This is a genomic window from Gimesia aquarii (genome assembly GCF_007748175.1).
GTDB classification, from domain to species: Bacteria; Planctomycetota; Planctomycetia; order Planctomycetales; family Planctomycetaceae; genus Gimesia; species Gimesia aquarii_A.
Map to the genome: position 1 here is coordinate 3,252,840 of NZ_CP037422.1, position 16,205 is coordinate 3,269,044.

A 16,205-nucleotide genomic window follows, 5' to 3' on the forward strand; every position below is an offset into this window, starting at 1 on the left:
AAAAAAGGGTTAAAAGGCAACTTACTACACACAACCGCACTACGAAAAAAATATTTTTAGTTTTTTTTAAACTAAGTTTATTCCGTTCTTGTTTCCTCTTCATGACAGGTGTAATTTCTGGCCTGCTCAAACTTACTCTTGATTCTAAAGAGTAGCTGTAAACTTTTTCGCAGGCACCCTCTAAACCCATAGTTTCACTGGAGTCTTAAATGAAGAGATGTACTGGAACCTCTAAGCGCGGGTTCACGCTAATCGAACTACTTGTTGTGATTGCAATCATTGCGATTCTGATTGCATTACTTCTCCCGGCAGTGCAGCAGGCTAGAGAAGCAGCCCGCCGTTCTACCTGTAAAAACAATTTGAAACAAATCGGACTGGCAATTCACAACTATGCCGAAACGCATCGTGTATTTCCTTTGGGTTATGTAAGAAACGCTTCTGCTACTGAAGATTTTAGCTGGGCTTGGTCTACCTTTCTCTTACCATTCATGGATCAGGCATCATTGTACAACGCGATCTCACCAAATGGCCAAGCTCAACTGCCACTAGCGACTGACACTTTAGGTGGAGTAGTCAACGCATTACAGACGTCAATTCCAGTATATCGTTGCCCTTCGTCTGTCGCACCTGCGATCAATACGGAAAGAACAGACAATGTACCCGCTGGCTATGGTACAACAAATTATCCTGGAGTTTCCGGCCATACTTCAAGCATTGCTCCTAACACAACTTATACAAACAAAGGAACATTCTACCAACGTAGTGCTCTTCGTTTCCGTGATTTCACAGATGGTGCTTCGAATACTATGCTGGTCGGTGAACGTGCATTTCGAAATAGTGCACCAGCAACTCAACAACCTGCCGCTGCCATCTGGGCAGGAGGTCGTTATAATCGAATTGGTCCTAGTGGGATCATTTCCCCTTTAAGTGACCTAAAAGAGGATGCAACTGGTGATGTCTCAGACTCTACACGCATCAACCAACAAAATGCTGCTGCTCATCGTGGTTTTGGTAGCCAGCACGTTGGTGGTTGTCACTTCCTATTGGGAGACGGTACTGTTCGCTTCATAAGTGAAAATATTGACGCTAGTGACTTTGACACAGCAGTAGGAGCGATTTCCCTAGGAACCTATCAGAGACTAGCCATTGTTAATGATGGTCAAACTCTAGGTGAATTCTAATTAAGTACCTTACTTGAACTTTGTTCCTGCTAATATTTAGTATCTGAACAAAAATCACAAACAGGCAGAATCTCAACACGCAACCCGTTGAGATTTCTGCCTGTTTTGTTTTGATCTTAGCGTGAAATACAAGCTGTCAGTGTAATCCAAATCCCTCCCGATAAAACTCTTCTTGCACACATCAAGGATATCAGATATGGTTCCCTGTTGGCTCACACTCATGATCTACAGCAAGCGTCCTTAAAATTGAGTCAAAATGAATTCTTCAGTGCCTTTGGATTAGATTTGATTACTATCCTTACACTGAAGAATACTGATTTCAATGTACGCGAATGAATTTCGCCGATTGAACGTTCCCATGGAAGGGCGCATATGCAAAGAGTGCAGAGTTTACGATTCTGGATTGATTACACCATTCCACTTCTGCACCAGCTTTCTACTTACAAACTCCGCTCCCTCTGTCAGCTTCTGTTATCGCTTTGTTTGATCGTCACTTACACTACAATCCCTGAATCATCATACGCCTCAGAGATTGAGAGTTGCGAACAATTATTACTTTCCGGCCAATATGAAAAATGCATCGCAACCGCCGAAACTGCCATCAATCAAAAAACATACGGCTCCGAATGGCCTGCACTCAAAGCACAAGCTGAGCTAGCCGTTGGACAATACGTTGAAGCCAGACAAACAATCGGTGCCGGCCTCAAACGCTATTCCTGGAGCCTGCCACTCAGATTGTTGGCTTATAAAATCTATCTGTTGAATAATCAACGCGATGAAGCCTTCGTGTTCTTAAACAGCATTCATGAACTCGCCAACCGTTCTGCCTGGCGTTATACCGACGCCGATAGCCTGGTCGCATTGGGACAAGCTTCATTATTAAAACATTTTGATCCGGGAGAAGTGCTTGAATCATTTTACGATCGTGCGATCAAAGAATATCCGACTCATCGAAATGCGTATCTGGCCATTGGGAGCCTGGCATTAGCTAAGAACGACTTTGTTTTGGCACAAGAAACATTTCAAACGGCATTGAAACACATTCCCAATGATGCCGACCTTCTATTTGGTCTGGCGATGTCAATGCAACGTTCGAATCCGGAACGTTCACAAAAACTACTCATTCAGGTACTCAACTCAAACCCCAAGCATATCCCCACACAGCTACATCAAGTTTCCCAGTTGATTCACTCCGAACAATACGATGACGCTAAAAAGCAACTGGATCAAATTTTGTTAATCAACCGACATCTGGCAGAGGCCTGGTCCTACCTGGCAGTCATCGCTCATCTGGAAAATCAACCTGATGCTGAAACCGCTTATTACTGGCAGGCATTAAGTCATCACGATCAAAATCCCGAAGTCGACTATCTCATTGGAAAAAAGCTATCTGAACACTATCGGTTTCAAGAAGGAGCCGCATATCAACAGCAGGCTCTAGAGAAGGATTCGAATTTCCTTCCCGCTCGGATTCAATTAGCACAGGATGAACTTCGTTTGGGACGCGAAGTCAGCGGCTGGGAGCACGCACTGCAAGCCCATCATCAAGATGGGTACGATACAACGACGTTCAACCTGCTGGAACTGAAAGACCAATTGGCAAAATTCAAAACGCTGGAAGATGATTATTTTGTCATCCGTATGGAATCGAAAGAAGCAGACGTCTACGGCCAGGAGGTCATCAAACTCTTACACGAAGCGCGAGAAGTACTCTGCCAAAAATATGATTTCAAACTCAAAGATAAAATCACTGTCGAAATCTTTCCCGATCCCGACGATTTTGCCGTACGTACATTTGGAATGCCTGCCGTCTCCGGCTATCTGGGTGTCTGCTTCGGAAAAGTGATCACGGCGAACAGCCCTGCGTCTCAATCAGAGAACCCCACCAACTGGCAGTCTGTCTTATGGCATGAATTCTGTCACGTTGTTACATTAGAACTTACAAAAAACAAAATGCCACGTTGGATCAGTGAAGGCATTTCTGTTTATGAAGAACGGCAAAAAAATCCCCGTTGGGGTGAGACTATGATTCCTGAATACCGGGAGATGATTCTGAAAGGGGAAGCCACACCGATTAGTGAATTAAGCAGTGCGTTTCTTAATCCCAAAAGCGGCATGCACATTCAATTCGCATATTATCAATCTTCGATTGTCGTTGAATATCTGATCGAACAGTTCGGGTTTGAAGCTTTAAAACAAATTTTAAATGATCTACGTGTTGGAATTCCCATTAATGTCGCCATTGAACGACGTACAAAGACTCTGGGAGAGCTGGAACAGGAATTCGCGATCTACATAAACGAGAAGGCCCGGAATTTTGGGCCTTCTATCGATTGGTCAGAACAGAATTTGACCGCTCTGATGAGTGATGATACACAGCGATTTGAGGAATGGATTCGAGAACACCCCCATCACTTCAAAGGCCTCATGGCATATGCTCAGGTTCTTGAAGAAGAGAACCGGCTCAAAGAACTTGAAGTGGTATTGAAGAAACTGATTCAACTCTATCCTCACTATACAGGATCAGATAATGCCAGTGAGAAATTAGCAAACCTCTTTAGACAACAAAAGCGTTTTGATCAGGAACAGAAAATACTTGAGCAATACGCGGAAATTGATCCCAATGCCCTGAATGTCTTTCATCGACTCACTGAACTCTATCAGAAGTCACAAAACTGGCCCGCAGTTTACAAAACGGCCCAACAGGCACACGCAATTAACCCACTCTACCAAGAAACTCAACAGGCACTTGCTAAAGCCTGTATCGAACTGAAACGACAGCAGGAAGCAATCAACGCTTATCGCGCCATTTTGGTGCTGAATCCGCACAATAAAGCAGAAGCTCATTATCAACTTGCCCGTTTACTGAAACAAAATGATTTCCAACTGGCAAAACGACACACACTCATTGCGCTCGAAGAGGCGCCTCGTTTCCGAGAGGCGCATCAACTATTACTCGAACTGACAACAAACAAACCTTAAAACCATGAAAACAGGTTTTGATATGGACTAATCAGGCTCAAGGAGGAGCCGACCATGAGAACGAGTTTGATTTCATCAGCAGTGATCTGCGTGTCATTGATCGTGGTTACGATCAGCATTGGGCAATACAGTCCGTCGATTCCCTCGGACCGAGGTGGAGTTCCGGACTGGAAAAATGACTCGGAATTCAAACATGATGTCTTCACATTTGTCCGAATCAGATACAACTCACATCAAGGCTGGCGACGCTGGGCCACCGATTACCCCGATAGTGATCTCAATTTCTCTTATCGTTTGCAGCAACTCACTTCCATGAAAGTCGATCCGCAAGGACGCATTCTGGAACTGAGCGATGAAGAACTATTTGATTACCCTTTCATCTATATGATTGAGCCCGGCTCTCTGGAATTCACGGAAGAAGAAGTGACCGCCCTCAGACGCTATTTAACCAACGGCGGATTCATGATGGTCGACGACTTCTGGGGTGAAGCGGAATGGGATAACTTCGCTTTGGAAATGAAACGTGTTTTTCCAGAACGAGAACTGGTAGATATTCCGCTGGAGCATCCGATTTTTCACTGCGTCTATGATCTTAAAGAAAAGCCACAAGTTCCCAGTATTGGTGTCGCACAGTGGGGACGTTCCGAGGGAATCACCTGGGAACGGGAAGACGCAAAAGAAGTTCATTATCGCGGCTTATTCGACGACCAAGGTCGTCTGATGACCGTTGTTTGTCACAATACTGACCTGGGTGATGGCTGGGAAAGAGAAGGGGAGGACAAATGGTATTTTCAAGAGTTTTCGGAAAAGAAAGCCTACCCCCTGGGAATTAATATCGTCTTTTATGCAATGACACATTGAATGCAGCGCACGTCATTTTATCGTTTTTTCAGGAGCTGAATCGTGAACTTGAAACTTGTCACCCCTGAGGGCCGCAGTGAAGAAGAACGCATTTTCGAAATGCTGCAGAATAGTCGTCAACAGATAGACTCCGAAATTTCCAAAGCGGTCATCGGACAAAAAGAAATCATTGATCAACTTCTAATTGCATTATTTGCAGGAGGGCACTGTCTTATTACAGGAGCCCCCGGACTCGCCAAAACATTACTGGTGAATTCACTGGCCCAGGTATTCAAATTGAAATCACAACGCATTCAGTTCACACCAGACCTGATGCCTGCAGACATCACGGGCACAGAAATTTTAGCTGCAGATTCTCAAGACGAACAAGGATTGAAATTCGTCAAAGGACCTGTCTTTACCAATATCCTTTTAGCCGATGAAATCAACCGGACACCTCCTAAAACTCAAGCAGCTTTATTAGAAGCGATGCAGGAAAAACAAGTTACGGTTACCGGCGTCAAATACGAACTGGACAAACCCTTTTTTGTACTGGCGACTCAAAACCCAATCGAAATGGAGGGCACCTACCCGCTCCCCGAAGCGCAGCTGGACCGTTTCATGTTTAATCTGGTCATCGACTATCTTTCGGAGGATGACGAAGTCGCCGTGGTCACTCAAACCACGGCCCGCGATTCTGAACCGATTGTCCCTCTCTTCACGGGCCATGACATTCAACAGTTTCATCAATTTGTCCGCGACGTTCCGGTTGCTGAAGAGATTGTGCGTTATGCAGTTCAACTCTGCGCCGCTTCTCGTCCTCATCAGCCGGGCACTCCTGACTTTGTGAATGAATGGGTCAACTGGGGTGCTGGACTGCGAGCTGCACAAAGCTTGATTCTCGGAGCCAAAGCACGCGCGGTTCTGTGGGGGCGAGTGCACGTCACAATGGAAGACATTCAGGCATTATTGGCGCCTGTCCTCAGACACCGCATCCTGATCAATTATCGTGCTGAAGCGGAAGGCATTACCGTCGAACAGATTGTCCAGCAATTGATTGAATCTACGAAAAGGCCCGTTGCAGCATGAGTTCATTTTCAATGAAACAAAATTCCCCTCACAAAACGAAACAGAATCAGCGATTCGCATCCCAGCGCATTGACCCAGCCTGTTTAATGCGCATCAAATCTTTGGAACTAAGGGCCAAATCGGTTGTGGAAGGATCCTGGAATGGTTTACATCGCAGTCCTTACCACGGGTTTTCGGTAGAATTCACTGAATACCGAGAGTACTCACCTGGTGATGATCCCCGCCACATCGACTGGAAACTGGCAGCCCGATCGAATCAGCACTTTATCAAACGCTACGAAGAAGAAACGAATCTCTGCTGTCATATGCTGCTCGATTTAAGTTCGTCCATGCAATTCCACAGCCTGGGTTATTCCAAAGCAGATTATGCCAAAACCCTGGTCGCGACGTTTGCCTATTTTCTTTCAACTCAACGTGATGCGAGTGGTCTGATTATCTTTGATGAACAGGTCGAATCAGTTGTGCCTGCGCGTTTTACCCGCGGTCAGCTTAGAAGAATCCTGATTGAACTGGAACGACCTCCACAGGGGTCCCATACCAATTTCATCTCTCCGTTAAAACATGCAGTAGAAACCATCAAGAAACGGGGGTTGGTCGTGTTAGTCTCCGACCTGCTTTCTCCCACTGAGGAGTTAAGTACACACCTGGGATATCTGCGTGCCAAAGGCCATGAGGTTGCTTTGTTTCAAATCCTTGACCCGGCTGAGCTTCATTTTGACTTCAGTGAAACCGCGATTTTTGAAGATCTGGAATCAGGAGACCATATGGCCCTGAATCCGAAAGCAGCTCAGGCCAATTATCAGCAGCAAATGGACCAACATTTGGAAGAAATTCAAACGATTTGTCGACAGCAAGGAGTGCATTACCACAAACTGACGACGGATACGCCGCTGGAGTCGGGCTTATCCAGTTTTCTAACCGATCGCGCCGCATGGAAGTAATTTAATAATAGAGGAAGTACCGTTGAGTTTTTTGACCCCACTCTATTTATTTGGAATCATAGCCGTCGGCTTACCGATCTTACTGCATCTGGTCAGACATCAACCTAAAAATGTCTTTCAATTCAGTACGCTCCGCTTCCTGGAACACAAGCCCCCTCAGACGAACCGCAAAAACAAAATTGAACACTGGTTACTATTACTACTTCGGGCTGTCGCCGTGATGTTACTGGTCGCCGCTTTTGCACGTCCCTTTTTCAAAAGCAAGGATCTTGAACTGGCTAAGAATTCCACAACTCAGCAAACCATTTTGTTGATCGACACGAGTTCCAGCATGCGGCGGGAAACACTTTGGAACGCAGCTCTAGAAAAAGCCAAAAACATCATTCAACAAGCGAGGAAGAATCAAATCGCAATTTACACCTTTGATTCGAAGCTGACTCCTGTTAAAGGTCTTAATGAAACAAAACAGCTAAAAACTCATCAGTCCCATAAATTCGATCAGGAACGACTCACAAAGTTAACCCCTGGATGGAATTCTACAAATCTTGGTAAGGCTTTGACTGAAATTGCTGCGCTGTTACAGCAGCAGGCCGCTTCCGATCCAGCAAAAACTCCTCTGCAAAACAGCACGATTGAACTGATCACTGATTTTCAGGCAGGTTCTCAACTTAATGCACTTAATAATTTCTCATGGCCAGAGGAACTCAAAGTTCGTTTACATCAACTGCCAGTCAAAAAAACAAGTAATGCCGGTTTACAATTGCTGGCATTGAATGAGTCATCCGAGGCGACTGTGCGCATCGTTAATGCCGCCGATTCCAAACAGGAGCAATTTACACTCACCTGCCAGGGGAAAGAGAGTACATCGAAACAAGTTTATGTTCCCCGGGGTCAATCGCGCGTGGTCCAAATACCGACACAAGAAGATATGCAGCATGTCAAACAAATCGTTCTCAGTGGCGATGCGCATGATTTTGACAATACGCTTTATCTTCAGCCAATTACAAAAACAAAATTAAATATCGTGCATTACGCCACACCCGAAACCAGCGCCACTCAATCTCCTGACTTTTTTGCCAAACGGGCATTTCCTTCCACCAAATCGCGAGAAGTTCATTATCTGACAGTCGGCCCTGATTCACCCAAAATTTTGATTGCTTCGACCAAGATTCATCTGATGATACTCAGCCGCCCACTATCACAGTCTGAAACCAGTCTGGTGAAACAATATCTGCAACAAGGTGGAATCGTGCTCTGTTCTTTACATAATGAGAGAGCCAGTCAAACCTTAAAATCATTACTCCCTTTCCCACAAAAAATAGCCAGAAAATTGACCGTTGCTCCCGCTGAAGTAAATGGCTACGCACTACTCACGAACATCAACTTTGATCATCCGACCTTTCAAATGTTTCAGGCTCCTGAATTCTCAGACTTTACAAAACTGAAGTTCTGGAAGTATCAACGACTGAGCTTGCCAGACAGCGTCCCACATCAGGTTCTCGCGCGCTTCGATCATGTGCATCCTGCGATTCTGAATATTCCAAGTGGAGAAGGGCAGTTGATCGTCATGACATTTGGTTGGACTCCCCAGGAAAGTCAGTTCGCACTTTCTACCAAATTTGTACCGATGATGAACGTGATTCTGGCTCAAAATGCAAGGTTGATCGAAGTTCCTTCACAATTCACAGTCGACGAAAAAATCAAATTGCCGAACATCAAACAACTCACAAAAATCGCTAACCTCAACTCATCCCCCATTAAGTTAGCTATCGGCAAAGCCGACCTTGAAGAAAACATTCAACCGGGTCTCTATGAGGTTATGGTCGAAGAAGAAAACATGCCAGCACAAACGTTTGCAGTCAATCTGGCAATTGACGAAAGCAAAACCGCCCCACTAGCAGTGGAAAAGCTGGAAGCATTGGGAGTCAAGCTCCTTAAACCTGGTGAAACCACCGAAGCAGAGTCAAAGTCTTTCGATGTTCGACGTCAGGTACTCATTCAAGAACTGGAACAAAAACAAAAAATCTGGCGTTGGCTGATCATTGTCGCTCTCGCAATGCTTTGTCTGGAAACCCTGCTGGCGAAATGGATCGCCAGTCCTACTTCAGCGACACGAAAGGCGTAAATATGGGCCTTCCCGATCTCATACAACAACTTAATCAAGTCGTGTTTCGTTATGAGGCCAGTCGAAAATTGAAACGACTGACACTGATTTGGCTGGCTGCCGGCGGCCTGACGATACTCGCATGTCTTTTTCTCAAACCGATTTCCTCGCAGCAAGATCAACTCTTTTTATTGGCTGTACTGCTTGGGATTCCGTTTTTAGCTGCGATAGGAACACTTTTCTCTCGGGTTCACAAACTCCTTTCGCCCGCCAACAGACATAAAGTTGCAACATTAATAGAACGAACTTATCCGGATTTGGATACCAGTCTGCTGGCTACGTTGGAATTGGAAAACGCAACGAATGAAATTCATCCAACATTTCTACAAAACCGCCTGGTTCAACAAGTCATTGAACACGGAACACAACACGATTGGAGGCAAACCATCTCCAACCGCAAGTTATTTCTGCAAAGTACCGCTCATGTAGTCTGTTTCACAGCCTGGTTTGTTGGTTGTCTCAGTTGCTGGTCCTACCTGAAAGCAGCACCACTACCAAAAGAAATCCCACTCGCTACTACCTCAGATAGCAAACAGTATCTGGTCGAAATCAAACCGGGAACGATAGAGCTTGAAAAAAATCATCCTTTGTTGATCACCGCCCGTTTTACAGGAGAAACTCCTGAAACAGCAACCTTGCGAATTACCTCAGCTTCCGATGAACCCCAAACCATCCCATTAGACAAGCATCTGGACGATCCTATATTTGCGGTCCGATTACCTAAGATTGCCCATGATCTTTCCTATATCGTCCAGGCAGATTCCTGGGAATCAGAAACCTATCAGGTCAAAGTCTTTGTTCTGCCTGAACTGCTTCAACTGGATACGGTGATTAACGCTCCTGACTATACAGGACGACCCACGCAAAAAATGGAAGACGCGTTACAAATGAGTGCGATCGTCGGTTCGTCAATTGAGTTACAGGCTCGTTTTAACAAACCAGTGCAAACCGCGTTACTCGAATCAGAAAATCAGCAACCGCTTCCGCTGAAAGTCAGCTCAGATGGCATGTCAGCCCGAATCAGAATCATCGCAGAGAATAACCAGTCCTGGAATCTGCGTTTGATCGATTCTCATTCACGCGAAAATCGAACGCCGCCTTATATTGATCTGGTGGTCGTTCCCAACCTGCCTCCCGAAATCAAGGTCACATTCCCAGCCCGTGATACGCGTGTCTCTCCACTGGAAGAAGCGTTAGTGCAAGGTAGTGTCAGTGATGATTTTGGTCTGCAACAAGTGGGTCTCGTCTATACAATTCCCGGACAAACAGCGCAGACTCTCTCGCTACGTGAAACAACAAAGCCTGTTTTAGAATTTGTCGCAGAACATCTGCTCTCTCTGGAACGCCTCCAGGTCCAGCCGGACACTTTAATTTCGTATTACCTCTTTGCAGAAGATATTGCCCCTGATGGCAACACGCGCAAAGTACTCAGTGATATGTACTTCATGGAAGTTCGCCACTTTGAGGAAATCTTCAGAGAAGGGCGGTCTGCGAGTAGCTCATCACAATCAAAAAAGTCTGGAGGGAATGCAAAGCAGGTAGAAAAACTGGCGGAACAACAAAAACAAATCATCAATGCGACCTGGAAAATTATTCGACGGGAAATCAAATCCACAGTCTCTGATCAATTCAACAAAGATGTATCAACGGTTCATGAAGCTCAACAGGCATTAGTTACCAGTGTTTTAAAACTGGCTTCAAAGGTCAAATCGCACAAGTCAAAAGTAATCATCGATTCTGTCGTCCATAAAATGCAGGAAACCGTCTCGATTCTCGATTCAGTCAATCAATCTCGCAATGTTGAACAACTCACGGCTGCCCTCAATACAGAACAGTCAAGTTACCAATTATTGTTGAAACTGAGAGCAAGAGAACATCGTGTCTCAAAAAACAAGAATGGTGGAGGCAGTAAAGGAGGAGGCAGCAGTCGCTCTCAACAGCAAATGCAACAACTTGAGTTGACCAACAAGAAACAACGTTACGAAACAGAAAATCAGGCGTCTCAAGCTCAAGCAGCACAACCTGATCGCGAAGCATTACAAATTCTCAATCGACTCAGAGAACTGGCACAACGTCAAAAAGACCTGAATGAACAATTGAAAGCGTTATCTGATAAAAAGCGGCTCGCAAAAAATGACCAGGAACGAGAAGAAATCGAACGGCAACTCAAGCGGCTTAGAGAACGTCAACGGGAATTGCTCCGTAATACCGACGAAGTGGCCCAAAAAATGGATCAGTCGAAAAAAGCCTCTTCCGCAAAATCGAGACGCGAACTTGAACAAACGCGTTCTCACTTACAGCAAAGCTCAGAAGCACTCAAAAAAGGACAGGTCTCCCGCGCACTCAATTCAGGCACCAGAGCACAACAGCGATTGGATCAACTCAAAAATGAATTCCGCAAAAAAACAGCCAACCAATTTGCAGATGCAATGCGTTCCCTGAATAAGCAGGCAGAACAGCTTAATCAGAAGCAAAAAGAAATCAGCCAGGCACTCAACAAACAACAGCAATCAACGCAACCTGAAAAAAAACGTTCATTGCGCAAAAATAAAGGGCAGCAAGCAATGGCCGACAAATTACACGAACAGGAATCCGACCTGAAAAATCTTGTCGAGCAAATGAAGAAAATCGTTCAGGAATCAGAAAAATCAGAGCCTTTACTTTCGAAACATCTTTATGATGCGATTCGGAAAACCAGACCTTATCGTCCTGCAGATTCCTTAAAAAATGCAGCCAACTTTCTGAAAGAGGGTGCCTCTGAACGTGCACAGCAGGCGGAACAACGTGCCGCAGAGGGAATTGAGGCAATGAAACAGGGAATCGAAGTTGCTGTTGAAAGCGTTTTAGGAAATGACCTGGAATCTCTTAAACGGGCGCGAGAGGCAATAAAAGCACTCTCATCAGAAATGAAGAACGAACAAAAGCTGGCTGGTAACCCGAATTCACAAAAGCAGCGCACCGCTTCTTCACCAAAAGCCACACCCTCCGGTAGCCCAAAAACTCGTACAGATAAGCAATCAACTTCCTCAAAGCCGGGACAGCAAAAGCAGGCTGGCTCGCCTTCCGGTCAGGGTAAATCTCCTGTGCAACTCGCTTCTGCACAAAAGGGAAAAGGGCAGGGTTCTGGACCAAAACCGGGAGTTTCACAATCATCAACATCAAAGACAGGTCCGAAAACACTGAAAAGCGCTAAGGGAAAATCCAAAAGTGGCTCGGGTGGCAGTCAGGGAGGTCCTGGAGGTCAAACAACCGGGCCAATTACAGGTAATCAATTTCGAAAGTGGTCTGACCGTATGCGGGATGTGGAGGAAATGGTAGGCGATCCCGATCTCCGCAGTAAAGTGGCTCAGATTCGAGAACGTGCACAAAGTATGCGTGCGGAATTTAAACGACACTCTAAAGTACCGAAGGGAGACCTGGTTAATGCGCAAATCCTGGAACCGCTGGCTGAACTTCAAAAAATATTGTCCAACGAAATCATTAAACGAGGCGCGCAAACAACGTTGGCACCAATCGACGGTGACCCGGTACCGGAAAAATACTCCGATCTGGTCCGTCGCTATTATGAAGAATTAGGGAGTGGAAAATGAATTGTTTGGCCCAATTACAATTCGCTGCACCTCATTGGACTACAATTGCAGTCGTCACGATTATCGCTGGACTGATTCTCGTGATTTTTGCGTATCGATCTCTCACGTTAAAACGCTCTCTGGCGAGTGCTGCGATATGCTTGAAAGTCTTCGGTATCGTAATTCTTTCAATTGCCTTGACCGAACCACTCTGGAGTGGCACACATGTCCAACCCGGTACCAATTTGTTTGCCGTAGTAGTCGACAATAGTCAAAGTCTGCAAATCAAAGATCCGAAAACGAAGCAGCCACGCCTGGAGCAAGTCAAACAATTACTCACTTCATCACAGCCGGCAGAAAAGAATAATCTCCCAGAATGGCTCATCAATCTAGAACAGAATTTTTCCGTTCGAAAATATTCAGTCAATGCACATACAAAAGCGATACCAGAACTGCAACACCTTCAATTTGATGGTTCAAAAACAAATCTTGTTTCAGGACTCAACGAATTAAATCAACGTTATACCAAGTTACCGTTAGCGGGTATCCTGTTGATGACCGATGGAATTTCCGCCGAGGAAATCAGTCGTCTGGAAACGTCCGCCCCCATTTATCCGATTGTGATTGGAAGCACTTTACCAGCCATTGATCTTGCCATCAAAAACACAGCAATCAGTTATTCGCCTTTTGAAGATGCACCGATTCGAATTCTCGCAGACCTCTCTGCGAGTCAGTGTCAGAATCAACAAATAAAAGTAGAACTACAGGACGAATCTGGTAAGACTGTCGAAACCGTGACGCGTGAGGTCAGTCAGCAGGAACAACAGTTTCAAATTCGATTTCAGATCCGTCCTGAAGAAACCGGTATTGCCTTTTATCAACTCAAAGCCACTCTTATCGCACCACAAAGTGCAGAAGTGACGCTTGCCAATAATCATCGCATGTTGAAAATTGATCGCGGTCGAAAAGCACACCGGGTGCTCTATGTCTCTGGTCGTCCTAACTGGGAATTCAAATTCCTCCGACGCGCGATTGAAGAAGATGAATTTATTAATCTCGTGGGCCTGATTCGTATCGCAAAAAAAGAAACCAAATTTGACTTCCGCAGTCGAGACGGAGAAGAAGGCAATGCTTTATTTCGAGGCTTTGATCAAGACAATGACTCCGACCTCGAACGCTATGATCAGCCCGTTTTCATGCGAATCAACACGAAATCGCCCCATGAATTGCAAGATGGTTTCCCCAAAACAGAAGAAGAACTCTTTCAGTATGAATCGATCATTATTGATGATTTGGAAGCGGCTTTCTTCTCGCACGATCAAATAGAGCTGATTACTCGATTTGTTTCAGAGCGAGGAGGTGGGCTGTTGATGCTGGGCGGACAGGAGTCGTTTCAAAAGGGTGGTTATCATAAAACAGATCTCGCTCGCCTCTTACCCATTTATTTCCCACAACGAAAAACTGCTGCTCTCGAAACGGAATACCAATTTTCACTGACCCGCGACGGTTGGCTTCAACCCTGGATGCGGCATCATAAGAATGAGCAAGAGGAACACAAACGTCTGGCCGAGATGCCACCATTCAAAACGATCAATCGTGTCGATACCACAAAACCCGCTGCAACTCTGGTTGCAGAATTGAAAAGCTCAAAAACTGATGCACAGCCGGCTATAGCCACTCAACGCTATGGCCGGGGGCGTGTCGCAGCGGTAATGGTTGGTGACCTCTGGCGGTGGCGACTAAAAGAAGATTCCCAGTCTCCCCAACTCAACAAATCCTGGCGACAGCTCTTACGCTGGATGACAACTGATGTGCTGGAGCCCATTGATTTACGGGTTGAGAACAATCCGAGTGGAAATAAAGGTACAAAAATCAGAGTCTTCGTCCGCGATCCTCAGTTTCAGAAGCGTAGTGACTATCAAGTGCAACTGGAAATCACAACGCCTCAAAAAGAACGGATCAAGCTGATTGCCGACCCCGTCAACGACAAGCCTGGAGAATACCAGTCGGTTTTTCTCCCCTCTCAATCAGGTGGGTATCATATTTCAGCTACGGTGACGGCCCCGGACTCGAAAACCAAAACGATTCAAGGTGGTTGGGTACACGATCCGCAAAGTACTGAATTTCGTGCGATTCAACCGAATCTTGAACTTTTACAACAAATCGCCACTCAATCAAAGGGTGAAGTGATCCCGGCTGACCAGTTACCACAGTTTGTAAAAACACTCGATCAACGACATATTCCTGTTACCGCAGAGGTAGTGACTCCCCTCTGGCATCATCCCTGGGTCCTGTTGCTCGTACTGGGCTGCCTGTTTGGTGAATGGTCTTTACGACGATGGAAAGGATTACCCTGATGCAAAATCGATGTATGTACAGATTACTATCGGGAATCATCGGCACATTGTTACTCTGCAACTTTGAACTTATCCGTTCTGAAGCGGCCGCTCCTCCCATCGAGAACAAAGAACGTATTCTGATTGTCGTCGGTGCAGCCGGTCAGGAAAAATATGAGCAGCAGTTCGCAAGTTGGGTTGCGCGTTGGAAAGAAATCGCATCTCACAAAAGAGCAGAAGTATCAGTCATAGGTGAATGCATCGATGCCCGGTGTTCCGACCTGAAATTGTTGCAGAAGGAACTACAGCGTGAAACAGACAACATAACAGCTACCTGGTTGATCTTAATCGGGCATGGTACATTCGATGGAAAAACGGCGCGATTTAACTTAAGAGGACCTGATGTCACTGCCGAGCAGTTAAGCGCATTATGTGACCCCGTTAAACATCCCCTGGCAGTGATTAACTGTTTTTCTGCCAGCGGCCCCTTTATAGAAGCACTTTCGGCAGACAAACGTGTGATCATTACAGCCACCAAGAACGGACATGAATTCTACTTTTCTCGCTTTGGTGGCTTTCTTGCTGAGACAAGTACTCAAGAGCAGACGGACCTGGATCACGATGGCCAGGTCTCTCTGCTGGAAGCTTATTTATCCGCTTGCCGCGATACGAACGCGTATTATCAGCAGAAAGGAGAATTAGCCACCGAACACGCATTGCTGGATGACAATGCCGATCGAAGTGGAACACGCGGCGATCAATATCAGGGGCTGATTAAGATCCCCGATCAGAATTCGAATACAGCGATTTTAGCAGATGGCCACAGAGCTCATCAATTCATCCTGTTCTCTACTCACAAAGTGGAATTGCTTTCCGGAGAACAAAAACGAAAACGAGATGAACTGGAAATTCAAATTCTGGAATTGAAACAACGCAAAGCGTCGTTTTCCAGCCTGAATGAATACTATCTGACTCTGGAACCGTTAATGGTTCAGCTGTCACAGATCTACCGTCAGCTTGATCAACAGAAAAGACCTGTGATTTATGACCCTCTGGTCGTTCCCGCCAATGCAAAAAAGACCGGAAAATAACCGGTCCTTTTG

At 45.6% G+C, this 16,205-nt stretch carries 9 protein-coding genes; all 9 read left to right on the plus strand.

The features are described from left to right. Positions 1-209: 209 nt before the first annotated feature. The 9 genes from V202x_RS12445 to V202x_RS12485 all read left to right on the plus strand — a co-directional run bounded on the left by V202x_RS12445 (position 210) and on the right by V202x_RS12485 (position 16,193). Complete coding sequence (locus V202x_RS12445) at positions 210-1,181, plus strand: DUF1559 domain-containing protein (RefSeq protein WP_145175050.1); 972 nt, start codon at positions 210-212, stop codon at positions 1,179-1,181. A 372-nt stretch (positions 1,182-1,553) separates the two neighbouring features. Beyond that, on the plus strand, positions 1,554-4,163 hold the full coding sequence (locus V202x_RS12450; protein WP_145175053.1) for a peptidase MA family metallohydrolase: 2,610 nt from the start codon (positions 1,554-1,556) through the stop codon (positions 4,161-4,163). Between the two features lie 54 nt (positions 4,164-4,217). Continuing rightward, a complete protein-coding gene (locus tag V202x_RS12455; RefSeq protein ID WP_145175056.1) occupies positions 4,218-5,024 on the plus strand; it encodes a DUF4159 domain-containing protein in 807 nt (268 codons plus the stop codon). 42 nt (positions 5,025-5,066) lie between these two features. Beyond that, positions 5,067-6,092, plus strand: a complete 1,026-nt coding sequence (locus V202x_RS12460) for an AAA family ATPase (protein WP_197993362.1) — start codon at positions 5,067-5,069, stop codon at positions 6,090-6,092. A gap of 11 nt (positions 6,093-6,103) precedes the next feature. Further along, positions 6,104-7,033: a DUF58 domain-containing protein gene (locus V202x_RS12465; protein ID WP_232098960.1), complete on the plus strand. Its 930-nt coding sequence runs from the start codon at positions 6,104-6,106 to the stop codon at positions 7,031-7,033. Positions 7,034-7,055: 22 nt separating this feature from the next. After that, the gene (locus V202x_RS12470) at positions 7,056-9,158 is read left to right on the plus strand and encodes a BatA domain-containing protein (protein ID WP_145175063.1); all 2,103 of its coding nucleotides are present in this window, start codon (positions 7,056-7,058) and stop codon (positions 9,156-9,158) included. Beyond that, positions 9,065-12,787: a hypothetical protein gene (locus tag V202x_RS12475; protein ID WP_145175066.1), complete on the plus strand. Its 3,723-nt coding sequence runs from the start codon at positions 9,065-9,067 to the stop codon at positions 12,785-12,787. Before V202x_RS12470 ends, V202x_RS12475 begins: the two co-directional genes overlap by 94 nt. Next, positions 12,784-15,123, plus strand: a complete 2,340-nt coding sequence (locus V202x_RS12480) for a glutamine amidotransferase (protein WP_145175069.1) — start codon at positions 12,784-12,786, stop codon at positions 15,121-15,123. The genes V202x_RS12475 and V202x_RS12480 overlap by 4 nt, the downstream gene beginning before the upstream one ends. Beyond that, complete coding sequence (locus V202x_RS12485; RefSeq protein WP_145175072.1) at positions 15,123-16,193, plus strand: hypothetical protein; 1,071 nt, start codon at positions 15,123-15,125, stop codon at positions 16,191-16,193. Before V202x_RS12480 ends, V202x_RS12485 begins: the two co-directional genes overlap by 1 nt. Positions 16,194-16,205 lie beyond the last annotated feature (12 nt).

Coding starts and splice junctions, on each gene's coding strand:
- V202x_RS12445 (WP_145175050.1), top strand. CDS start 210: ATGAAGAGATGTACTGGAACCTCTAAGCGCGGGTTCACGCTAATCGAA.
- V202x_RS12450 (WP_145175053.1), top strand. CDS start 1,554: ATGCAAAGAGTGCAGAGTTTACGATTCTGGATTGATTACACCATTCCA.
- V202x_RS12455 (WP_145175056.1), top strand. CDS start 4,218: ATGAGAACGAGTTTGATTTCATCAGCAGTGATCTGCGTGTCATTGATC.
- V202x_RS12465 (WP_232098960.1), top strand. CDS start 6,104: ATGAAACAAAATTCCCCTCACAAAACGAAACAGAATCAGCGATTCGCA.
- V202x_RS12480 (WP_145175069.1), top strand. CDS start 12,784: ATGAATTGTTTGGCCCAATTACAATTCGCTGCACCTCATTGGACTACA.
- V202x_RS12485 (WP_145175072.1), top strand. CDS start 15,123: ATGCAAAATCGATGTATGTACAGATTACTATCGGGAATCATCGGCACA.